The sequence below is a fragment of the Candidatus Pantoea symbiotica genome (genome assembly GCF_056491525.1).
Genome location: NZ_JBSZHR010000003.1, coordinates 52071 through 71751, shown reverse-complemented (window position 1 = coordinate 71751; position 19681 = coordinate 52071). Strand labels below are relative to the sequence as shown.

The following is a 19681-nucleotide window of genomic DNA, read 5'->3' as shown; positions in this document are numbered from 1 at the left end:
TCAGGCAATAAAAAACCCGCCTTTGCGGGTTGGATAAGTTAGGTTGCCTTTGCCAGCAGTACCGCATTAAGTCCGTAATCTATCGCTGCAGGTAGATGCTGTGCATCGGCTGTTACTACGAATACTCCCACAGCAATAAAGCAGGCTATGTATTGCTTATTGGAGAACTGTTTAGTCATTTTTACTTCTCCCATGTAAATGTCCATGGGATGGTGTATCAGCATAAATAAGGAATATTAAGACTTTTACGCTACGTTTTGCCCCATAAAGCGTAAAACTTCTCACCTTCAATCGTGTTGCGGAAAACCCAAGCTCAGTGCTGGATAAGGATAAAGGTCAAATATTAATGAGCGCACGAAATTCTGCGTACCAACGGCTTACTTCAGGGTTAAAGCTCAGAAACCAGAATCCAGCATAAATCATTGCAGTTCCGGCGATCATATGGGCAATCAAGTTAAACCAGAACGCATAGGGTCTGTCAGCTCTAGGAATATATTCACGACGACTGACGCCTTTAAATGTCTTTGTGTAAATTCCTCGCCTTATATACACAATGGCTTCACCAAGCATTAAAGAACCAATGACAAACGAAACAACCACGATGAACCAATAGTTCACACCCATAGACATCCAACTACCAAATGATTTCAGCGGGTTGATTTTACTACGAAATCATAAACACCAACCACTTTTGCTAAATGATCACAACGGTCTGCCGATACCTATTGGCAAATAACTCATGGAGAACTTTCAATGGAACAGCCTAACCCTCTCGCAGCCCTGTCACTAATCATCTGGTTTCTGATGTTCATCCCCTGCTTTCGCATGGCTCAAAAGGCTGGCTTCGGGTGGAAAATGGCGCTGCTGCTGTCATGCCCGGGCATTCATTTCTTCATGCTTTACGTCTTTGCATACAAAAAGTGGCCAACAGCACCATATCGTTAAGCACTGATCATTCATCAGGATATGCAATGAGATTAATCCGTGTAATCTAATGGAAAAATTTATAAACGGATCGATTATGGAAAAAATCGAGATTGCCACGCTTTTACCTGGAGCAAATCGTTTCAGTGACAAAAACGTAAATCAGACTTGGAAAGGTCATGTAAGAACTGCCAACGATACTGTAGTCGTGTTTGCAAAAATAATTGAGCCCCGTGAGATTTGCGTCGAGGCGTTTTGTGCAATTCTTGGCAGAGAAATTGGTTTACCGATCCCAAAACCATTCTTGATACTTGCTGACAGTGAAACCCTAGATATAATCCCAAGAGGAAAGCATGCATTAATGTTTGGCTCTGAAGATGCGGCTTATCCCAGTTTCAGAAGATATGCTGATTGCCAAGAATCTTATGAAAAATTACAAAAATTCAAGGCCTCTTTAGACGTTGGAGTCTTTGATGAGTGGATAGCTAATCATGACCGAAATGTCGGGAATATCCTATATGATGGAGGCGATGATTTCTTATTCATTGACCATGGTCTAGCCTTACCTCAAGGTTTGCTGTCTGGTAGTCCTGCAAAAGATAATAATATCCTGAGGGTATTGTTTGCAATAAAGTCGGAGTTGGATAAATTTCGAGACTTTAGAACCACCACCCAATCCATTACACCTGTGTATCGCAGTTTGGACCTTCAGCAAGTAATGGAGTGTACTCAGTCATCAAGATACGTTCCTAACGAAGTTATGACTGATATCTTGGCCTTTCTTACTGATAGATTGTCAGCCATTGAAACTCTGGTAAGATCAAGATTATGCATCTCACAAGTGGACATGTTCGATGTCAATTGACCTATCAATTTTCCCAGCCAAACCCACCTATTCAGGGAAATGGTGGGCGATTTCTTTTGAACCAATTATTGGGTCTGGAGAAAAAATCAATGTCATCATTGTAGTCAGGGGCGATGATGGAAAAATATCTATAATTCAATCTATTAGAGATGAGGTTCTTGAGGCCATTTATGGCACCAAATCTTACGCTATAAGAGATATGATTTTATGGGTCAAAAAATCTCTGCAATCTCACCTTGAAATCCGTACTCACCTATCAGAATGGTCATCTCCAGTTTCCGGATTTTTAGTCACAAGAACTTCCGATGCCTTAGATGACACATTATTAGGAATCGCTAAACAAGCGATGAGATTTACCGCCAGTCTAGGGACACTAACTCTCGAAGCAGAACGGGAAGAGGAAGATGATCGCCCAAACCAGAAACAAGCTGAACAATGGGCAAGAAAAATTTATGACGAAGCACTAATCCTTAACCCAAGATTAGCAGACTCGTTTGGTAGCCGCATTCAACTTTCAAGCACTAAGCTACATACAAAGTTTGGGTTTTATAATGATAAGTACGCTTCAAACTTTGGGTTGTTAGTACCAAGTAGATTGTCGGCGTCAATAAGTTCTATTAAGGCGAAAGTGTATGATTTGGAATCATTAATCCGTTCTGAAATGGTATTAAAGCCACAAGTTCTTGATGTAATTGTTGGCATACCTTCTTTTGATGATCCTACTATTCCACCTAAGACTGTAGAAAGCATGCGTGGGCATGTAGATGAAATGACTGAATTAGCGTTTAGAGAGAATATCAATTTCATCACAGTTCATACTGCTTCTCAAGCAGCCCAAAGGATTGTTGAAATCGCGGCTTGACAATAAAATGAAATCTTTGGAACCATATTTAAGGAGTGCCTATTTATTTCGATTAGACCGAATTCATAAAGTGTCTGATAATAAAATTTACTGTACACCAAAAACTCTTCGCTGATATTTAACCCTACAGATCATTGTCAACAGTTTAGCATACTGTCTGGCACAGCCTTACCGTAATATATTATCTTGCCGCTTAGCGTGCCATATCCAGTGTACCGGCTAAATTAACTTCGGCTCTTACATCCCTGTAATGCGGCAATGCTCTTATTGAATATGTTTGACGCAGTATTATGCCCAGCCCGTCCACCCACCAGTGCTAGGTATTAATTTTTAGCCTTTGGTTTTCTTATCGTCCACTTTTTTCAGGAACATCCACTGAATGCTGTAGGCCACACCGCCGGGAGCCAGAACCCACGAAGACGAAGAGTGTCCATCTGTGCCCATCACCACGAACGTCACTCCGACCAGGTTAAGCAGTTCGACGACCTTTCTGTCCCAGGTTTCTGCGATACCGGTATCGCCTGGCACCACATCCACTTCGACGCGTGTACCTGGCGGGCATGTTACACGTGTGCATGTTCCATGAATTTTAGCCATGGTGTTGTCCCAGCTGTCTCCGTAGTAGGTTTCACTGTCATTCGCATCCATGCCAGCGCCAACCATCGTCAGCGCCAGTAAAGATAATACTGATAATGAGTTCATACTCTTTCGCCCCGAAAAATGCCGAGACTATAAGCTGACACTGACAGCATTAAGTTTTCCGCAAAAATGCTTTTCGTTCGTATTCACTCATCATGTTTCCGTCTGTGCGCGCTTCACCGCCTCTTCAAGTTCACTGAAAGGCACATCACCCGTCAAAACGGTGTCGCCGATAAGGGTCGCGGGCGTATGAGTGATATTGAGTTTTTTCATCAATGCTTTGTTCAGCGCCAGGGTATGCGTGACATCCGGGCTGAGTTGATAAATGGTTGAGCCTGCAGAGCGGACTGCATTCCGGATACTGTAATCATCCAGTAAGCCCTGATAACGCATCAGATAGCGATGAAAGGCCTCAAATTTTGAGGGCTGTTGTTCCCATAAGGTCAGAGCCATACGCGAAGGGTTAAGTGGCTGAAACATGGATGGACTGAATTTGTAAGTCACAGCCAGCTGAGGATGCAGCGCCAGCAGCCGATGCAGTTTTTCATCCAGGAATTTACAGGCTTTGCAACTGTAATCGGTAAAACATACCAGCGTCAGCGCCGGTTGCAGCGCCCCGACTCGCGGTGAATGAGGATCATCAAGCAGGTTGCTGCGAATTAATGCCTCCGTCTCCGGAATCCTTTCGGGCGTATATGCCACCAGCTCCGGAGCAGGCACGCGATGGGTGTGACCTGATGCGATGGAAACAATCTGCGCAGGTGCAGGTAAAACAGGCAGTAACATCATTGGGACAATCAGGGCTTTCAGCATAATTACTCCCGAAACAGTTCATCGGCCGGCCCCGTGAGAAGGTCAACTATTGGCCGTAATGAGATTGGGCCGCTAATTTGACTTAAGTTTGGCGATGAAGTTTCGTTGCGGGATTTATATCTGGCGGTCATATCCCAGAACACTGTGGATGGCTGTGCCTTCAGTGATACCCGTAACTGCAGCACGCCCCAGTATCCGGCGGATAGTGCGCTCATTGTGGATGACTGCCGGGCCAAGCACCGGACGAGGAGGCATATTGACGGTACCGAATTCAAACCAGAGAGCTCTTTTATCTTTTGAACCCACCACCGCCTCGAAACCACTGATCTCATGCTCCCACGTATCGCGGAACTCACCGGTACGCAGAAGCGGGGCTTCCAGTGGAAAGCCTTTTCTCGCCTTGTCCGCTTCGGTACTCTCAGCCAGCGGAGCCCATTCCTGAAAAGGACCCACCGCCGGCTGATAAAAACCGATTTCATCTTTCGCGGTCTGTGCGATAGATTCTGCGACGTCTTCGAGTCCGTCAGCCAGTCGCTTGTGCAGCGCGACTTCCAGCGCCGCAAATTGCAGTGCCGCACCGAGGAATCCTTCTAACTCTTTCACGTCTGTTTCTCCCAGGCCCATGTCTGCCAGTTGAACTGTGCCCCTTCCAGCTCCGAAAAGACGATCGCCATCGCGTGCCGTTCGTGCATCACCATCTCTGTCACATCAAATACCATTGAGAATGGAACCCCGTTCTTCAGCAGCCAGCAACGACTGCGAAAATCAGGGTTCAGGGCGAGTTTTTTGTGGCTGCCCTGGGAATGTCATCACCTTGATTGCAGTCTCCGGTCGGGAAAAATTGGGTGGCCAGCGCGTCCATGCCCTCGCGCCCCAGAATGCTGATCATGGCATCTACCTGAGCCTGCGTCTGAGGAATGGCGTACTCATCCCCATCAATATCTGAGACCCGCGCTGCAGGAATGGCATACACATTCACATAAACCGGGTTCATTGCGGCCTGCGCGCCAATTGCCAGAATCAGACGTGATTCCTGTAACGGGTCAAGCTCGCGATAGCGGATAACGCGACCGCGAGTGTCAGTTACCTGATTTGATACAGCAACCGAGGGTTCATCAGATCTCGGTTTTTCATGGACTGTGACTTTCACTCAGTAACCTCAGTTAACTTTTTTACGACGGCTGGCAGTGAACGTCAGCGTCTGGTTGACGGTTTTCTCACCCTGCTTGTTGCCGGCATCGGTGAGGTGAAATGACACCCCTTCATAGCGATACACGCTCACTGAGCCATTCGCTTCAGTAATGGTTTCGGTAATGGTGCCGCGCGGCTGATCAATACCGTTGTAGTAGTTGTCTTCCCACTTCGCCCAGAAGTCATCCAGCGTGGCATCCATACGTTCAGCCGTAATGGTCCCATGCCAGCCAACAGGGATTTGTAATTCATCAGTAATGCCGTTTAGCGGGGTAATCTTCTGTGTCGAAACCTGCGGCTTGGAGTCAAAGCTCATTATTTTGGGAATGCGCAGCTTGCCCGTGTGCGTATTGATATCAACAGCGATATCGCGGCCCACGGTATAGCCAAGGGTTGGCATGGTTTATCTCCGGATTAATAGTGCAGCAGCATTAGCAGCATTAGCAGCATTAGCGGTGTGAGTCGTTTGAGACGGAGATGGCCACGCTGCCGCCCCCTTCCATATTCACCAGGAAATAGCGCACCACATTCAGATATTTGACCTGCACATCGGCCGTCATATAGCCCAGCGCAACGCGGGAATCCGGGTTGTTGGTCGCATCGAGGCGCACTGAGAAAGCCGGCCCGCCGTTCGGATCGCCGATCATCTTCACCCCTTCCAGGTTTGACAGGAATGACTCCAGCGTGCTTTTCGTTTCCCGGCGCAAATCCACCGTCTGGTTGTCACCCACCACGCCCCCAAAGCTTGCCGCAATCGTCAGCGACAGGAAGTTGGTCATGCGGGTGTAAGTGTCATCATTCTGGTTCGGGTTGGATGAGGTATTCCGCCCCGAGCGCATGCCAAAATAATGGCCGCCCGGACAGGGATTGGTGATGACATCAAGACGCGCTGAGTTAATCGCGCCGATTTCCGGTACAGAATAGGGACGCCCCGCCTGTTGGCGATCCGTGGCAATGATGCCAGGGATACGCTTGTTCAGGGTAGAGATATGCGGTGATCGGGATGCAATATTCGCCGCTTCGAAGGTGGCTGGCGCAATCATGCGGTTTATACCGTTGGCGCAATCCTTCCAGAACGGCCAGTCACCAACAATCAGTTTCAGGTGCCAGTCATCCACACCAGAACCGTTAAGCGCTTCAGACAGGGTTTTGTAGTCGGTGGAAACACCGCCCTGGGTGATGATATATGCCCCTTCTGACTCCGCAAACGCAGCCATCGTAGGCCAGCAATTTTTATCCGTCACATCAATCAGGTTGATGACCTGCGAGTTCGTACCTCGCAAGGCAAACATGCCTTTACGAGGGGTATCAATACCGTCCTGACCAAGGAGAATTGTGTCATTAATTCCTGTTACGCCATCGGTACCGCCACTCAGGGTGACCTCAGTAGCCGGTGACGGCGTCGTCGCCTCTGACTCGGTGACTTTTGCCCTGACTAGCTGGCTGGGACCGCGAATATTCATCTGCCCGTGGTTCACCGCCTCTGCCATGGCTTTCCACATCGCATCCCCTTCACCTTTCAGGTTATCGAAGACCTCAGCACTGACACCCGGCAGGCTGATGGTGAGCTTTCGTGAACCGACGGCGGTACCGTTACTGATGCCTGCGCTGATCTGATTACCGCGCGTGCCGCTGTACAGTGCCGTAAGCAGCAGTGAAGCCTTGCTCCCGTTATCAAAGAGCATGGCGCTGGCAGACGTATCCCGTCCGTTGGTAACGCGGACACAGTTCAGATTCGAGGCGCCGAGCTGCAGTGAGATCGCCGCAGCGGTGGATAAATCGTACTGGCGATTCCTGGGTGATCCCAGAAAGAAAGCCATGTCAGTATCGGAACTGATGCGGAATGCGCTGTTTACCGGTCCCCAGCTGGCCACGCCCACCAGTCCCAGTCCATCTGTGGGTACGCCATTTATATACTGTGTGCGGGGCGGCACGACCTGCACGTACAAATCGGGTGCCGTCAGTGCAGACGTGTTAAGGCTGCCCGAAGGATAAATCGGCATGAGAATTACTCCGTAATAAATCAGTAATGCGGGTAGCGGGTTGAAGCTGATGCGTGAAAGGCAGTCATCAATGCCTGAGGTTGTGGCTATTTAAGGTGACAGCGATCTCCGTCACCTCAGGCGCACTGATGGTCTGAGTCGTGGCGTAATTAACACTGAAAATCAGGTCACGGCGGTACACGTGCCAGTTTTCAGCAGCATCCGAATCAAACTGCCGGGCATAAAGGAGCTGCGCGGGCGCGCCGTCGTTGAGGTCAATGTGACACTGTTCAGAGAGCGCCGTATCAATGGCACTGCCGATGCGGTCCCGGAGGTCGGGCGCAGGTGCCCAGACAGTAATATGAAAATCCTTTATCTGCCTGCGCAGCTCTTTTACAGCCGTGCCCGAGGTGGTAACGGAAATACTGAGATGCTCTGCCAGCGGGATACATACACTGCTGAGCACAGTGAATGACTTCGGCAGTGCTACAGACAGCGCGTGAATTGCCCGTCCAGCCGTGGTTCCCGCCCGGAAATGGAAACTGAACGTTTTCCTGTTTAGGGTTATCAGCACGTTTGTAAGTGCCGACGCCACACCTGTAACACTTATCGCGGTGCCGTTCACTGTGAACTGCAGTGTCGGTTTGCCCTTAGCCATCAAACGGAACGGCCTGCCAAGCGCCGTGCTAATTTTACGCTCTGTCGGCAGCGGCCAGACGGAGATGTGCACACCACCGTTATCAATATCCTGCTGCAGTGTTCCCGGCACCGGCCAGCCCGGATAGATTTTCACTGAGGGGTTAACAATACCGGGTAACCGGCTGCCACCCGGATACACCACCTCGGCTACCCGACGGGCCAGGTAACGGGCAACATCATCGGTACTGGCCATGCTACACCGTCACCTGAAGCGCTGTCAGACGCCAGCCCATGTCGGTAAGCTCCGAGCCGCTGATGACAAAACGATGCCCGGCGTCATCCGTTATAAAATCCCCGGCATGAACAAAGACGCCTCTGAACGCGGGCATCATAATGTTATGCCACGCGCTGCGCGTTTCACCCGGCAGCTTCAGCGGGCTGTGCTCACCGCCCCGGCTCAGCAGAATACTGGCGGGCCAGCCGGACATGATGAGCGCTTCATTTGCTGCAGTCGTGCCACCGTAATCCTGCAGCCCGGTATCGGAACCTGACTGAATAGTTCGCCTGATGCTGACAAGCCGCTCGGCTTTGACACACAGGATGGGTTGTAACAGCGGCATGGCTGCCACGTAAAAGGTCCCCTCTGTGGACACCAGGATATCGCCTGCCTCGAACCCCGCCGCGTCAAAGATACCAATGCGGGCGGCCTGACCAAAACGCGCAGCACGCATGTAGCCGTAATCAGTCGTGAAGGACGCTGCAAGCACCTGCAATGGTTCCGTTTTGAGCGGGCTGAACGGGTTCACTGCCCGGTAATGCCGGGCGATACTGCCAAGACGTTTTGCTGCCTTGCGATTACCCATGCTTACCCTTGCTGAAAGCTGTAACGCATCCATATCAGCTCCTGACCAGTCGTGCTGAGCCATCGCCCAGCGACGGACCGGGAGTGATGGCCAGCAAGCCGCACAACTGACGTCGCCACTGGTTGTAGAGGCGTGTGCGATCGGCCACTTCAGATCGGTTGCGCTGCCATACTGCTGCTTTGTCCGTATCGAGATTTTCCGCAGCGCGGGCAATGCCACTCTCCAGCCCCGCCAGCGTAATGAGGAAACTTGCCACTATCTGTTCCTCCTCATCCCGCAGCGTGTTCAGTCGATGCGCCAGCGTCTGATAGCGTCCGGAGGTGACCTGCGCGTACGCCACATCTGAGCGATCGTCGGGAGTGGTATCACCCAGCATCGGATAGCCCATATAACGGCGTGCGTCCGCCTGCTGTTGGGGAGTCAGCATGAGATACCTCATTCAGTGAGATGTCACCGGAAATGGCAGCTAAAGGCTAGCCCAGCAAAACGGCGGTGTGTTCTGGTTTGATGTTCTGACATCCCCACGCAGCAGCGATTTCATAACGAACACGGCGGTATTGCTTATACATCGAGACTTCGAATGACATGTTGGTGCGTGGGTCGGTGATCATGATACGGTCGTCTGCCATATCCCCCTCTTCAGGCAGCGCGGGCGCACGTGTAGCGAGGATGATCGCAGAACGGCTGAAAGCAAAGTTGGCCGTGAACTTACCGACGACTTTAAGCTCGGTTCCTTTCAGTATCTCTTCACGTACGCCAGGCGCAAAAATATGCACCCCTTTTTCAGAGTCCACCTTAGCAATGACATATTTATGATTGCCGGCAACAAGAACATCACCCAGGGAAGCCTGCTGGGATGTGATCGCTAAGGGGATAAATGTGGAACCGACAGCAATTTTTTCATCTCCGGCCAGTTTAGAGGCTGCACCTGCCTGGCCATTCAGTGAAGCCACCCCCGCCGACTCGCGCAACGTAAAGCCATGCAATTCGAGCAGTGTGCCCTGCGCACGCAGCGATGTGGTGCCCGCTTCGTTGGCTCTGGTCAGCTGCGCCATGGTGCGCAGTGCTGCACCTGCAGTCGTGTCGATAACACATTGCAGGTCACTGAGCGGTGCACCGTTATCGGTGAGAATTTTACGCACCTGTGCCGTATCGGTAAGCGTGTCTTTGAAAGGCGTTTTACCCGCCTCACCCGCCGCACGTGAGGCGCGACGAAAGAGCTGTCCCAGGTCGACTTCGATTTCATTAACCAGTGTGCGCATCGCCTGAGTGACCTGGTCACGGCGGATACCGTGATAACCCGGGCCGGATTTAATGCCCTTCTGCTGTTCGCCTTCCCAGCGGAACGGCACCATGCGCGATTTCGTTATGGCCAGCGGCACATTACCGATATCCTGGTCACCGTCATCCGGCGGCAGCTGACCGGGCTTAACATCTTCAGCGTCTGAAGCCGGCGTCACAGGGATACGAATCGGCTGATTCAGCGCTGCACGCTCTGCCGTGGCGTCCAGTGTAACAGAGGGAATGAAACCGCAGAGTTCGCGCGAGACGATATCCAGCGACTGGTACAGGTCGGGAATGAGTTGAGTCAGGGTATTAGACATGCAGGGTTATCCAGTTAATCGGTAATCTGTACACCCGCACAGGCGCGTTCGCTTTGCTCGTGAGGGCTGAGTGATTCGAACTGTGCACGGGTAAGTGTGTTTGAGCTGCTGTTGCCATTTCCGCCGGAGGAGCCGCCGCCTGATGCGCCGGTGCCCTTGAGGATCTGGTCTTTATACGGGTAGTGCTCAACGAGAATGCTCAGCGCTTCATCAAACCCCGCCGCTTCTCCGGGTTTCACCGCACTGAAGATTTTGTTGCCTTCACGGTCGAATGCCGTGACGGCGTCACCGACCACCTGGAAGTTACTGCCGAAACGGGCTTCCACCAGGTCAGCCGGAATACTCATCTTCTCAGCGATGAATTTTGAACGGGCAAAACTGCCGCCAATTTTCTCCGCCGTGAGCTTCTGGCTCAGGTCGTCGCGTTCTTTCACGATGGGGGCATACTTCTCTTCCAGCGCACGTACGGCTTCAGTGCGGACCTTTTCGACTTCACCGGCATCAACCAGCGTTTTGTCATCCAGGTTTTTAACGGTCTCCAGCGCCGCCAGAGCAGCGGCCGGATCAGTGATGCCTTCGAACGTCTTAAGCGCGGTCTCCGCCGTCTCCGCACGTTCGCGGTGCGACTTAGCCTCACCATTCAGGCGCGAGATGGTCTGCAGAGTTCCCGGCGCATCGAATACGATTTCTTTGCCGTCATCCTGCATGTACACAGGTTTACCATCGTTCACGACAACATTGCCGTTCTCATCGAGTTTAAGTTTCATACAGGTCATCCAACCGGGTAAGAGCCATCCGGCTCGTGGCGCCGAGCTGCATCCGCAGCGGTCGGCAATAAAAAAGGCCCATGCGTTTGCACAGGCCTGAGAGGTTTAAACCGGGTCTGGTACCGGCTTGTCATTAATGGGAGGTGGCATTGATCGGATACGCACCTGTTCTTCAGTCCAGCGGAGTTCGCTGTTGATGAGGCCACGGCGCTGAATTTCGTTGAACAGCGTTTCATCTGACAAAGCCCGGGATTTATGCATGCCCACCAGGAAGTCTGCGGAAGCTTCAGCGAGAGTGGTGGCTCCAAAGTCGCTGAATATCGTGACGTGACCACCGTCTTTCTCACCCATCCACTCCGCCAGGTACTGCAGCGCCAGACGAGCGGCATCGGTCAGGTCACAGACCATACGCTGCAAAGCACTGGTACCCGCCTCGTTATCTGCCAGCGTCTGCACCACGGTTCGGTGGCCGGGTTTAATCACCAGCAATTCCGCCCCTATCTGACGCATCTTCTCCTCAAGGTCGAGAATGTCAGTGCGCCCGGCTTCGATGGCTTTACCGCTGTGCTCGACATAGCGCAGGTCTGCATCGTCTTCTTCAGCCATGATGGCAGACGCAGCCCCAACAGATATCGGCCCATCGCCGAGTTTTTTACCAAACAGGACCGGCACCCGCGCCACGTGCAAAATGGTCTGCTGGTCACTGCGGGACTGCCAGTGCTCGACATTGAGCCATGCAAGCTCAGTCAGCGGCGGCCTGCCGTGCATGAAACCACGCTTATCGCCATAAACCGGGACAAAGGTGATTTTTTGCAGGCTGGTTTTACCCTCATCGTGCAGCTGCCACTCCAGAGTACCGGTTGTGGTATTGGGTTTTTCACGGTAAACACGCCAGCGGCCGGGGTTCAGCACCCTGACCTGTTCAATGCTTTTAACAACAAATTCATTGTCCGGATCGCGCTCGCTCACCGTCTCGATAAAGCGCAGCATGGTGAACGTCTCCTGACCATTGACTCGTTCGGAGTCGAAGTCCAGCAGGCTGTTGGCGGTCACCTTCACGAAGTAAGGACGCAGCCCCCGGTAACGCTCCTCAGCCAGAGAAATGCGTTTATCCGAGGGCGGGTGCTCAACCAGAATGCCACACAGGCCATACGCCATCGCCTCTTCACAGATGTCAGCCAGAAACGAGTGCAGATTTGTACCCTGCAGGTCGATATCGGCGAACATTTCTCGGATGCGGGCAGGCACAACCTTCTCATCCCAGGTCACCGGGCGGGAGAAGGGTTTGCCGCTGAGCACTTCAACGGTTCGGCTGAACGCCGGAAACAGCGTGGCCGTACTCAGGCGGTTCTGATAGAACGCATCTTCTTCGTTGGGCCACCGTGGCAGATACGTTTTTCCTGCCTTACGCATTGCCGCCGTGCCACCCAGCAGTGCGCTGATCATCGGCCAGCATCCGGCCATCGACTCAATTCTGGGCGATCGCTTCCGGACGTCGTTGTTCATGATGATATTCAGTTATGCAGTGAATGGACGGACTGTTGTGCCTTTTGGCTGGAACAGCTCAGTAATGGCCCAGACCAGCGCATCGAGGCGATCTGGTGATTTTTTAGCGGTGGCAGGTACGTACTCCAGCAGCTGATTCTCCAGTTGATAGAGATTGCCACGGTGCGCCACCCGCCCCTGTTCATATAGCGCCGAGATAGGTTCAGCGCGGGCAAATTTGCCTTTGCTGGCATGGACGCGAATGATGCGCCAGCGATAGCCCGCATTACGCAGCGTATATTCCGCCATGTCACCGCCCTGATTGGTTTCGATAACGATGGCTTCAGCCCGGTGCTCCTCATAAGCCCGGATGGCACGCTTCGCCCAGCCGTTAGGTGAGTATTTGCCCGAATAATCAGCATCAGCGGAGAACAGCCGGTCATTACCGCGCCCGTAACTGCTCGCCACGACAATGCCCGTTTCGTCACTCTCTTCGCTGTTGGTGGCCTGTGGGTCGATAGCCACAACGGTACGGGACGGCTGAAGCGCAATCTCCAGCGCTCGGGCACCCGACACCATGGTTTCTGTCCACAGTGCGCCTTCTGCATTAAACCGGCGCGGACGCTGCATGTACTGCGCTTCGGCAGTGCGGCGGTGTGAAAACAGGGAAACCCGGTGCGACTCGTTATGCTTATACGGCCATAGCCATCCGTCAGGGAGCCCGTGGTCAATCGGTATCGCGTGGGTGTTCTCAGGGTAAAGCGCGCTGTAAGACTGACTGTTATCGATAATCACCGGCAGATTCAGGTGATGCCACTCTTCACCGCTGCCACCCCGCAGCAGATAACCGCTCAGGTCGTGATAGTGAATGCGCTGCATGATGACCACGATAGGCGTGGTCTCAATGGCCAAACGGGAGCGGATGGTTTCGTTGAAGCGGGTATTCACCCCGTCGCGGATGATTTCGCTGTAGGCATCGTCAGGCTTTACTGCGTCATCAATAATGAGCGCGCCCTGCCAGCCTGGCTCCATGTGCCCGGCACGAAAGCCGGTCACCTGTCCCGCAGCCGACGAGGCATACACCCCGCCGCCATATTCGGTCCACCACATGGCTTTACTGTCCGCATCATCGCGAAGTGCCATAGGCCACATGGCCTGATAGGCAGACGATTTAACAATGCTGCGCGTGGTCGAAGAGTTCAGTAACGCCAGATTGTGGGAATACGATAGGTGCATAAAGCGGGCACGTCGGTTCAGCGCCAGCCCCCGGCCCATCATGTTGATGGTGGCCAGTTCGGTCTTGGTGTAGCCCGGTGGAACGTTGATGATTAGTCGCTGGATGTCACCATCAATCACGCGGTCCAGCGTCTGCTGTATGACCTGATGATGTGGCGCCACAATCATTCTGCTGCCGGTGCGCTGCCTGAAGAAGTAGCGGGCGAAGTACATCCCGTCCTCTTCACACTCTATACGGCGTGCAGCGGTCTTAAAGTCAGCAGTCGTCATCCTCTAACATTTCCCGGCGTGCCTGCCGGTATTCCTCGCGGGAGAGCAGCTTAACATCAACCGGACCACCATCCTTGCCCGTTAGCGCATGCGTGGCCTGCTCTCTGAAGGCCTGCACTGAGATGTGCTTACCCAGCAGTTCAAGGTTCTTCACTTTATCCGGCCACTTAATTTTTTTGAGTATGTTTTCAGTGGTGGTTTCGTCGAAGTTTGTGACGGTCGTCAGCACATCCAGGCCACTCAGTGTCGTGCGCCAGACTTTTGGCCACTCATGAACAAGTTTAAGGCTACCGTCGTCTTTCAGAATGTCGAGTACGTCCATTTCATCGATCTGAACCAACCGCTGCAGAACGTAATCTGCATTAATCTCTACCCTTTCATTTCGCGCTGATTTAAGTTCAATGATGCGCTTCGCAATATCAGGTTTAGAGAGGTTTTCAGAACCCATGCGGCTTGCTGTTTTCTGGCTGTATCCTGCCCGAATGGCGGCCTGTGAAGCGTTTAGATCAACTAGGTACTCACGACAAAACATTTCTTGTTTAGGAGTTAAGGTCTTCAATTCAAACCTCAGATAATCGCCTCGCTCTTTGCAGAAACTGACTCGAATCGAACGAGGGGGCTACCACTAAATTTAGTAGTAAATAAACTGCAATCTCTTCCGATAAATATTCATTAAAGGCGTTAATTCATTCTGCTTTACAAACATGCGGACAACTCAGGGATTGCTATGAAAATTACGGCGTATGATCAGAAGGCACTTAAAGAGATTCATCAATGGAAAAACCCTCAGATAGGATGGTTTGATAAGGCTCTGAAGGTAATTAATGAACCTTTGAATGCCGCCGGCAATTCAGTTCTTTCAACGCCTCTAGTGGGTGAAGCAATCCAGAAAGCGGTTAAAGGGCTTATTAGTGTCTGCAATGAGGCGGCACAATGGTCTGTCAGGCCAGAAGCTATCCTTGAGGAATATCGCTCAGATGGACACGTCCACGTCAAATCTCTAAAAGACGTCTCCGGATTATCGCTGGAAGATGCTGACAAGACTGTCGGCTGGCTTGCTGCGAAGTATAAAAGCTTAGCTCTTGCTGAAGGTGCTGGCGCCGGTGCTGCAGGTATAGCTGGAATTGCAATTGATATCCCAACGCTAATTGCTCTAAACCTTCGAGCCATTGGTGAATATGCAACCTATTATGGATTTGATATTGAAAGGCAAGAGGAAAGACTTTTTGCTTTTAACATTCTTGCGCTTTCTTCATCGCCTGCAGATGCATCCAAAAATGTGGCGATGGCTCAACTTGTAAAAATCTCACAGCAAGTCGCCAAAAAACAAACCTGGAAGCAGCTTGAGCAACATGCATTCGTAAAAATAATCCAGCAAATTGCCAGCAGTCTGGGAGTCAAGATCACAAAAGCAAAACTGGCGCAAATTATACCTGTAGCCGGTGCCGTTGTTGGCGGCGGATTTAATGCCTACTTCACCTCAAATGTCTGCGAAGCTGCATATTATCTCTATAGAGAGCGTTTCTTAGCTGAACAATATGGCCCTTCAGTCATTGACCAAAGTGTCAAACCTGCCACCACCTTCGAACCAGACCTACCAGATGCAATGGAAGGCGAGTTAATGTGAAAGGAGCTTAGGTAATCCTCAAATCGATCAGGTACTCTCGACAAAACATCTCTTGTTTGTCGGTGAGTGCCGTATTTATAACTAAGGAGAGGAATTAATGAGTACATCTGGTGATCTAAACGCAATTCTGAATCAACTTTTAACTGACAATCTATCTCTTAAGCTTTTGCTATTGGCTGTTTTGCGTGACAAGTCTGTTGATGAGCTAAATGGCTACATCCTGCAAGCCGAGTTAAGAACCAATCACGCCGTCAATAATCACAAAGACCAAGAGGGAGCCAAAAATGTTCAGGCTGCTGGTAATTCAGCAATTGACACGCTTAGGACGCTGATAGCAGAGAAAAGTGCAAGCCTCTAGAGTTGACATGTATCACTACCCTTTATCTAAAAAAGGAAATAGTAATGAAATGGCTCGTTGAAGTAATTGAACTGATGAAAAATGCCCGTTACGAAGTCATTTACTATGATGAAGAAGGGATTCGAATTGGCGGATTTGATTTCGAAGCTTCATCAATGGATGAAGCAGAGCAATTAATCAGAGAGGCGAACCTCAAAGCCAAAAAAGATCAGTGAAATGTTGCCGCATAGAAATATGCGGTTTTCACAGATTATTTCAGACACTGATCATGCACATACGCCTGCAGGCCCGTCAGTTGTTTGGTGATTTTTTCGATTCGCTCTCTAAGGGTGAAATAATCCCGTTCAGCGGAGTTAGTAAGTCTGGGGCTGGTTGCATCATCCATGCTGGCGGGGGAGGTGCTTCGCTTCGGCATACCCGATGTGTAGAACTGCAACCTACGCCTGCCAGTGGCAACATCATGCTGGAGATTATCAATAGTCGCCTGAGCACTGGCCAACTCCCTAGTGTATTTCGCATCAATCTCAGCAACATCGCGCTGCCGTCTCTGAATATCGTTAATGGTTTCATTAGCTGAGGTTAACTGCCCTTTTAATTTATCGCGCTGGGCCTGACAGGTTATGGCATTGCTGCGGTAATAAATGGCTATTGAGCCTGCCGCCAGTACGCTGCTTAAGGCAATCGATGTGATAAACACACCGGAATTAAAAGTCATCTGCACCCCCCGCCAGGCAGAGAGAACGCTCCATATCGCGGCGGTTCATCAGGCCTTTCCACTTCATGCCTCCGGCGTATACCCAGCGGCGTAATTCATCGCACGCTCCGCTTTGGTCGCCTGCATTGAGCTTTTTCAGAAGGGTGGATTTTGAGAAGGCTTCATTACCGACGTTATAAGTAAAACTGTACAGTGCTGCCCGTTGGTACTCGTTTAGCGGTACGCTCACCAGGCCATCAACCGTTCGCCTGACTGGCTGCAGGTCAGTCCACATCAGGCGATCGCATTCGCGATCGGTGTACCTTTTACCTCTGACAATATCGTCCCCCGTATGACCGTCGCAAACCGTCAGGACACCAGTCACATCAAGATAAGGCTCATAAACCCGCCCTTCAATACCGGTTCTGCCACTGAGCAATACGGTGGCAATCATCAGCGCCCCGCCGCCAGCAGCAGCAATCAGTTTTCGGCGCAGTGCTTGTGGTATGGCCAGGGTTTATTCCTCGCGCGGATCTTTATCGCAAGATTTGTAGTGTAGGGCCTCAATCTGGGCTAGTGCCACTTTTCGCTTATAAAACCAGTTAATCATCAGTGTTAGGAGTGCAAGTGCGATACCGGTCAGCACGCCAAAGGCACTCCATTCATCCGGGCTGAGCCAGCTCAGAATGCCATTGGATACCAGCCCTGCCGAAGTACTGTAAGCAGCGCCAGAGGTAAGCCTGTCCATTGTGAAAGTCATGAGCCCAAACTCGTTAAGGTGAGGCGCAGATACACCAGGAAAATGAATATCGCCTAAGGCCATATCATTTGCTGGATGCAGAAAGCAAAAAGCCCCGCTTTCAAGCGAGGCTCAGATCGTGAATGCCATGAGGAAATTGGCATCGAGAGAAGTTGTGCAGAATATTATGGTGAAAACGAAGGCGTGATGAAAAAGATTATCAGGCACACTACCGATCCCGCGTAGTTTTCTGAAGGGCAACACCCCACGGTTGGGGGCAAGATACCACAAAAAATGGAAATGTAAATAGTGAGCTATATAATCGCCAGAAAACATATCGCTTACTACTTAGTGATTTGTTTTAGTTGCTTCTCCGCCCATGATTCTTCCGTCAGTAGTTTGGTTACGAGACTTTCATAGAATGATTTGACGCTTTTGTGCCATGTATCCAGCGATATTTCGGTAGTGATGTGACTAATAATGCCAAAAATATGGGTTGAAGGGATCCGGCTAAACCCTCGCCCACTACAACGCTTGCAGGGCTGGTAAACGGGTACACCCCGCAGCTTTGACTCGCGGCGATTGACGGCTTCGCCACGGCCCTTACAGGATGGACAGGCAGCGCGAACTTTCCGTTTACCTTTGCAGCACGGGCACAGGCCATTATCAAGAATGCCTTTTCCACGACAGACAGGACATTGATTCTCAGTGGCAGCACTGCGTGCAAACTCCATAAAAGCACACACCGACATGTGGTTAATGACTGATATTCTGACTGCCGGCGTCAACTTATTGAGCGCAGGAATATGTTGCGCCTGCTCCCGCGCATAAATACTCAGAAGGCTCACCGCACGCTGCGATTCAGTTTTGCTCAGATTCATTTTTCCTGCAAAGGCTGCATAGCCCAGCGCCGCACGGTGCTGCAGCATGCCTGCTGCAGCCATCACATCACTGGTGGCAAGCGATGAACATGAGCCTTTCGACGGCACATCTCCACGCGATACAGATTTGGGGTTGTGAAACTTGATCAGGTGTTCGAGATTCATGTTGACTCCGTTGCACTGCATCAGGAATGAAGTGATACAGGCAACGGACTGTAGCGATGAAGACGTTCACTTTTCTGAATGAGGTGAAACGATGCAAAGCGGTTTGTGGATAAACGCCCGCTTGCAGACAACCCTGGGTAACTCCTTTCGGTCCCTGCCAGTCACGTTCATCCAGATATCTATCAGAGCTTCACCCGTATGATGGCGAGGGCTTGCGCCCTGCTTCCAGCCGATGAGTGTTGAGGTAGCGACATCCAGTTCGTAAGCAATGGTCTGAAGCGAGAACCCGGCCCTGCTGATGTCGCAAAGCACTTTGAACCAGTCTGTCTTATAAATGTTGACTAAAGGCACGATGCTCTCCTGAACATGCATAACTTCTGATGAAAACATTAACCGGAAATCGTGGATGTATGGGTTGCATTGTCTTACATTCTGGTCAGGTCTTTAAGGCTTTTCAGGCCGAGTTTGTTAGCGCAGTTTTTTCTATGCTGGTAAATGGTTTTGACATTTACGTTTAACAGGACGGACTGGGCAGGAGCTTTAACACCCTTGATGTAACCATCGATAATTGAAAGTTCGCGCAACGACAGGTGGCATGCGTGATCGTTTCTTATTCGGCCATTCAATGCATCCACGAGTGCAAATCTGAGGCTGTTAACCGGCATAGTTGAATACAGGATGCAATCAGCGTGAGCTACCCTGCTGATAAGCCGTTTTTTTCCGTCACACACATAACTCTCATCATTGATATAAATCAAAATCCGCCCAAGCGTTTTTCTTTGCAGAAAGAGGAAAGTATTAAACCATTCTGGAAAGAATATGTTCGCTGAAATGCACACGATCGCGCTGAAGCTAACATCTTCGCGAAAACAGGGCTGCCTTCTGAAAAAATCACGCTCATCCCGGACATAAACGGCATGCGTTGAATGCAGATAACTCAGGTCATCAATAAGACTGAAAAAACCCAATGTTTCAATATTTCGCTCACCGAGCACAAGAAGGTAACCATTTTTGCTGAGCACTATAATATCTTCCCTAACCTGTCGAGTTGAAGAGCTTATTTATACTGCCCCGGAA

At 50.9% G+C, this 19681-nt stretch carries 28 protein-coding genes; 6 read left to right on the top strand and 22 right to left on the bottom strand.

The features are described from left to right. Positions 1-38: 38 nt before the first annotated feature. Both ACXIZX_RS21050 and ACXIZX_RS21045 read right to left on the bottom strand, forming a co-directional pair. Positions 39-194 (bottom strand): hypothetical protein, encoded by a 156-nt coding sequence (locus ACXIZX_RS21050; RefSeq protein ID WP_154183822.1) that lies wholly within the window; start codon positions 192-194, stop codon positions 39-41. 142 nt (positions 195-336) lie between these two features. Next, positions 337-624, bottom strand: coding sequence for a hypothetical protein (locus ACXIZX_RS21045; protein ID WP_154183820.1), 288 nt, complete (start codon positions 622-624; stop codon positions 337-339). A 129-nt stretch (positions 625-753) separates the two neighbouring features. On the opposite strand from ACXIZX_RS21045, the gene ACXIZX_RS21040 reads away from it, so the two are divergent. From ACXIZX_RS21040 to ACXIZX_RS21030, 3 genes are all read left to right on the top strand, one after another. Further along, positions 754-945, top strand: coding sequence for a hypothetical protein (locus ACXIZX_RS21040; protein WP_154183818.1), 192 nt, complete (start codon positions 754-756; stop codon positions 943-945). 76 nt (positions 946-1021) lie between these two features. Then, positions 1022-1789: a HipA family kinase gene (locus tag ACXIZX_RS21035; protein WP_154183816.1), complete on the top strand. Its 768-nt coding sequence runs from the start codon at positions 1022-1024 to the stop codon at positions 1787-1789. After that, complete coding sequence (locus ACXIZX_RS21030; RefSeq protein ID WP_154183814.1) at positions 1779-2651, top strand: hypothetical protein; 873 nt, start codon at positions 1779-1781, stop codon at positions 2649-2651. The genes ACXIZX_RS21035 and ACXIZX_RS21030 overlap by 11 nt, the downstream gene beginning before the upstream one ends. A gap of 330 nt (positions 2652-2981) precedes the next feature. Here the strand turns inward: ACXIZX_RS21030 and ACXIZX_RS21025 are convergent, their stop codons facing one another. The 14 genes from ACXIZX_RS21025 to ACXIZX_RS20960 form a co-directional block, all read right to left on the bottom strand. After that, positions 2982-3353, bottom strand: a complete 372-nt coding sequence (locus ACXIZX_RS21025; RefSeq protein ID WP_154183812.1) for a hypothetical protein — start codon at positions 3351-3353, stop codon at positions 2982-2984. Positions 3354-3443: 90 nt separating this feature from the next. After that, positions 3444-4103, bottom strand: coding sequence for a thioredoxin domain-containing protein (locus ACXIZX_RS21020; protein ID WP_154183810.1), 660 nt, complete (start codon positions 4101-4103; stop codon positions 3444-3446). 114 nt (positions 4104-4217) lie between these two features. Next, positions 4218-4706: a phage virion morphogenesis protein gene (locus ACXIZX_RS21015; RefSeq protein WP_479404917.1), complete on the bottom strand. Its 489-nt coding sequence runs from the start codon at positions 4704-4706 to the stop codon at positions 4218-4220. Positions 4707-4875: 169 nt separating this feature from the next. Beyond that, positions 4876-5253, bottom strand: a complete 378-nt coding sequence (locus ACXIZX_RS21010) for a hypothetical protein (protein WP_101761613.1) — start codon at positions 5251-5253, stop codon at positions 4876-4878. 9 nt (positions 5254-5262) lie between these two features. Further along, entirely contained in the window at positions 5263-5694 is a 432-nt protein-coding gene (locus tag ACXIZX_RS21005; RefSeq protein WP_154183808.1) for a hypothetical protein, read from the bottom strand. A 49-nt stretch (positions 5695-5743) separates the two neighbouring features. Next, positions 5744-7297 (bottom strand): phage tail protein, encoded by a 1554-nt coding sequence (locus ACXIZX_RS21000; protein WP_479404916.1) that lies wholly within the window; start codon positions 7295-7297, stop codon positions 5744-5746. A 67-nt stretch (positions 7298-7364) separates the two neighbouring features. Then, positions 7365-8168 (bottom strand): hypothetical protein, encoded by an 804-nt coding sequence (locus tag ACXIZX_RS20995; protein WP_154183804.1) that lies wholly within the window; start codon positions 8166-8168, stop codon positions 7365-7367. 1 nt (position 8169) lies between these two features. Beyond that, positions 8170-8811, bottom strand: a complete 642-nt coding sequence (locus ACXIZX_RS20990) for a hypothetical protein (RefSeq protein ID WP_154183802.1) — start codon at positions 8809-8811, stop codon at positions 8170-8172. A gap of 1 nt (position 8812) precedes the next feature. Further along, a complete protein-coding gene (locus tag ACXIZX_RS20985) occupies positions 8813-9205 on the bottom strand; it encodes a hypothetical protein (RefSeq protein WP_154183800.1) in 393 nt (130 codons plus the stop codon). Positions 9206-9251: 46 nt separating this feature from the next. Next, positions 9252-10382 carry a P22 phage major capsid protein family protein gene (locus ACXIZX_RS20980; RefSeq protein WP_154183798.1) on the bottom strand — a complete coding sequence of 377 codons (1131 nt, stop codon included), beginning with the start codon at positions 10380-10382 and terminating at the stop codon, positions 9252-9254. 14 nt (positions 10383-10396) lie between these two features. Beyond that, a complete protein-coding gene (locus tag ACXIZX_RS20975) occupies positions 10397-11149 on the bottom strand; it encodes a DUF6651 domain-containing protein (RefSeq protein WP_154183796.1) in 753 nt (250 codons plus the stop codon). 105 nt (positions 11150-11254) lie between these two features. Next, the gene (locus tag ACXIZX_RS20970; RefSeq protein ID WP_479404915.1) at positions 11255-12655 is read right to left on the bottom strand and encodes a DUF4055 domain-containing protein; all 1401 of its coding nucleotides are present in this window, start codon (positions 12653-12655) and stop codon (positions 11255-11257) included. 12 nt (positions 12656-12667) lie between these two features. Beyond that, the gene (locus ACXIZX_RS20965) at positions 12668-14140 is read right to left on the bottom strand and encodes a phage terminase large subunit family protein (RefSeq protein WP_154183794.1); all 1473 of its coding nucleotides are present in this window, start codon (positions 14138-14140) and stop codon (positions 12668-12670) included. After that, a complete protein-coding gene (locus ACXIZX_RS20960; protein WP_479404914.1) occupies positions 14127-14699 on the bottom strand; it encodes a terminase small subunit in 573 nt (190 codons plus the stop codon). The genes ACXIZX_RS20965 and ACXIZX_RS20960 overlap by 14 nt, the downstream gene beginning before the upstream one ends. A gap of 168 nt (positions 14700-14867) precedes the next feature. On the opposite strand from ACXIZX_RS20960, the gene ACXIZX_RS20955 reads away from it, so the two are divergent. The 3 genes from ACXIZX_RS20955 (at position 14868) to ACXIZX_RS20945 (ending at position 16340) form a co-directional block, all read left to right on the top strand. Further along, the gene (locus ACXIZX_RS20955) at positions 14868-15767 is read left to right on the top strand and encodes an EcsC family protein (RefSeq protein WP_154183790.1); all 900 of its coding nucleotides are present in this window, start codon (positions 14868-14870) and stop codon (positions 15765-15767) included. 97 nt (positions 15768-15864) lie between these two features. Next, positions 15865-16125 carry a hypothetical protein gene (locus ACXIZX_RS20950; RefSeq protein ID WP_154183788.1) on the top strand — a complete coding sequence of 87 codons (261 nt, stop codon included), beginning with the start codon at positions 15865-15867 and terminating at the stop codon, positions 16123-16125. 44 nt (positions 16126-16169) lie between these two features. Further along, complete coding sequence (locus ACXIZX_RS20945) at positions 16170-16340, top strand: hypothetical protein (protein ID WP_154183786.1); 171 nt, start codon at positions 16170-16172, stop codon at positions 16338-16340. Between the two features lie 35 nt (positions 16341-16375). Here ACXIZX_RS20945 and ACXIZX_RS20940 read toward each other — a convergent pair whose 3' ends face one another. From ACXIZX_RS20940 to ACXIZX_RS20915, 6 genes are all read right to left on the bottom strand, one after another. Further along, the gene (locus tag ACXIZX_RS20940) at positions 16376-16840 is read right to left on the bottom strand and encodes a lysis protein (RefSeq protein ID WP_479404913.1); all 465 of its coding nucleotides are present in this window, start codon (positions 16838-16840) and stop codon (positions 16376-16378) included. Further along, positions 16830-17273: a lysozyme gene (locus ACXIZX_RS20935; protein ID WP_479404912.1), complete on the bottom strand. Its 444-nt coding sequence runs from the start codon at positions 17271-17273 to the stop codon at positions 16830-16832. Before ACXIZX_RS20935 ends, ACXIZX_RS20940 begins: the two co-directional genes overlap by 11 nt. Before the next feature lie 63 nt (positions 17274-17336). Beyond that, positions 17337-17642 (bottom strand): class II holin family protein, encoded by a 306-nt coding sequence (locus ACXIZX_RS20930; protein ID WP_479404911.1) that lies wholly within the window; start codon positions 17640-17642, stop codon positions 17337-17339. Between the two features lie 260 nt (positions 17643-17902). Then, positions 17903-18604, bottom strand: a complete 702-nt coding sequence (locus ACXIZX_RS20925; RefSeq protein WP_091003878.1) for an antitermination protein Q — start codon at positions 18602-18604, stop codon at positions 17903-17905. A 66-nt stretch (positions 18605-18670) separates the two neighbouring features. Further along, the gene (locus ACXIZX_RS20920) at positions 18671-18955 is read right to left on the bottom strand and encodes a hypothetical protein (protein WP_091003879.1); all 285 of its coding nucleotides are present in this window, start codon (positions 18953-18955) and stop codon (positions 18671-18673) included. 74 nt (positions 18956-19029) lie between these two features. Continuing rightward, positions 19030-19626: a hypothetical protein gene (locus ACXIZX_RS20915; RefSeq protein ID WP_091003880.1), complete on the bottom strand. Its 597-nt coding sequence runs from the start codon at positions 19624-19626 to the stop codon at positions 19030-19032. Between the last annotated feature and the right edge of the window lie 55 nt (positions 19627-19681).

Bases quoted from the DNA above. Each gene is read 5' to 3' on its own strand.
- ACXIZX_RS20925 (WP_091003878.1), bottom strand. From the start codon at position 18,604: ATGAATCTCGAACACCTGATCAAGTTTCACAACCCCAAATCTGTATCG.
- ACXIZX_RS21045 (WP_154183820.1), bottom strand. From the start codon at position 624: ATGGGTGTGAACTATTGGTTCATCGTGGTTGTTTCGTTTGTCATTGGT.
- ACXIZX_RS21025 (WP_154183812.1), bottom strand. From the start codon at position 3,353: ATGAACTCATTATCAGTATTATCTTTACTGGCGCTGACGATGGTTGGC.
- ACXIZX_RS20955 (WP_154183790.1), top strand. From the start codon at position 14,868: ATGAAAATTACGGCGTATGATCAGAAGGCACTTAAAGAGATTCATCAA.
- ACXIZX_RS21000 (WP_479404916.1), bottom strand. From the start codon at position 7,297: ATGCCGATTTATCCTTCGGGCAGCCTTAACACGTCTGCACTGACGGCA.
- ACXIZX_RS21035 (WP_154183816.1), top strand. From the start codon at position 1,022: ATGGAAAAAATCGAGATTGCCACGCTTTTACCTGGAGCAAATCGTTTC.
- ACXIZX_RS21050 (WP_154183822.1), bottom strand. From the start codon at position 194: ATGGGAGAAGTAAAAATGACTAAACAGTTCTCCAATAAGCAATACATA.
- ACXIZX_RS20990 (WP_154183802.1), bottom strand. From the start codon at position 8,811: ATGGATGCGTTACAGCTTTCAGCAAGGGTAAGCATGGGTAATCGCAAG.
- ACXIZX_RS20940 (WP_479404913.1), bottom strand. From the start codon at position 16,840: ATGACTTTTAATTCCGGTGTGTTTATCACATCGATTGCCTTAAGCAGC.
- ACXIZX_RS20985 (WP_154183800.1), bottom strand. From the start codon at position 9,205: ATGCTGACTCCCCAACAGCAGGCGGACGCACGCCGTTATATGGGCTAT.
- ACXIZX_RS20945 (WP_154183786.1), top strand. From the start codon at position 16,170: ATGAAATGGCTCGTTGAAGTAATTGAACTGATGAAAAATGCCCGTTAC.
- ACXIZX_RS20965 (WP_154183794.1), bottom strand. From the start codon at position 14,140: ATGACGACTGCTGACTTTAAGACCGCTGCACGCCGTATAGAGTGTGAA.
- ACXIZX_RS21040 (WP_154183818.1), top strand. From the start codon at position 754: ATGGAACAGCCTAACCCTCTCGCAGCCCTGTCACTAATCATCTGGTTT.
- ACXIZX_RS20970 (WP_479404915.1), bottom strand. From the start codon at position 12,655: ATGAACAACGACGTCCGGAAGCGATCGCCCAGAATTGAGTCGATGGCC.
- ACXIZX_RS21020 (WP_154183810.1), bottom strand. From the start codon at position 4,103: ATGCTGAAAGCCCTGATTGTCCCAATGATGTTACTGCCTGTTTTACCT.
- ACXIZX_RS20995 (WP_154183804.1), bottom strand. From the start codon at position 8,168: ATGGCCAGTACCGATGATGTTGCCCGTTACCTGGCCCGTCGGGTAGCC.
- ACXIZX_RS20930 (WP_479404911.1), bottom strand. From the start codon at position 17,642: ATGGCCTTAGGCGATATTCATTTTCCTGGTGTATCTGCGCCTCACCTT.
- ACXIZX_RS21005 (WP_154183808.1), bottom strand. From the start codon at position 5,694: ATGCCAACCCTTGGCTATACCGTGGGCCGCGATATCGCTGTTGATATC.
- ACXIZX_RS20980 (WP_154183798.1), bottom strand. From the start codon at position 10,382: ATGTCTAATACCCTGACTCAACTCATTCCCGACCTGTACCAGTCGCTG.
- ACXIZX_RS20950 (WP_154183788.1), top strand. From the start codon at position 15,865: ATGAGTACATCTGGTGATCTAAACGCAATTCTGAATCAACTTTTAACT.
- ACXIZX_RS20975 (WP_154183796.1), bottom strand. From the start codon at position 11,149: ATGAAACTTAAACTCGATGAGAACGGCAATGTTGTCGTGAACGATGGT.
- ACXIZX_RS20935 (WP_479404912.1), bottom strand. From the start codon at position 17,273: ATGATTGCCACCGTATTGCTCAGTGGCAGAACCGGTATTGAAGGGCGG.
- ACXIZX_RS21030 (WP_154183814.1), top strand. From the start codon at position 1,779: ATGTCAATTGACCTATCAATTTTCCCAGCCAAACCCACCTATTCAGGG.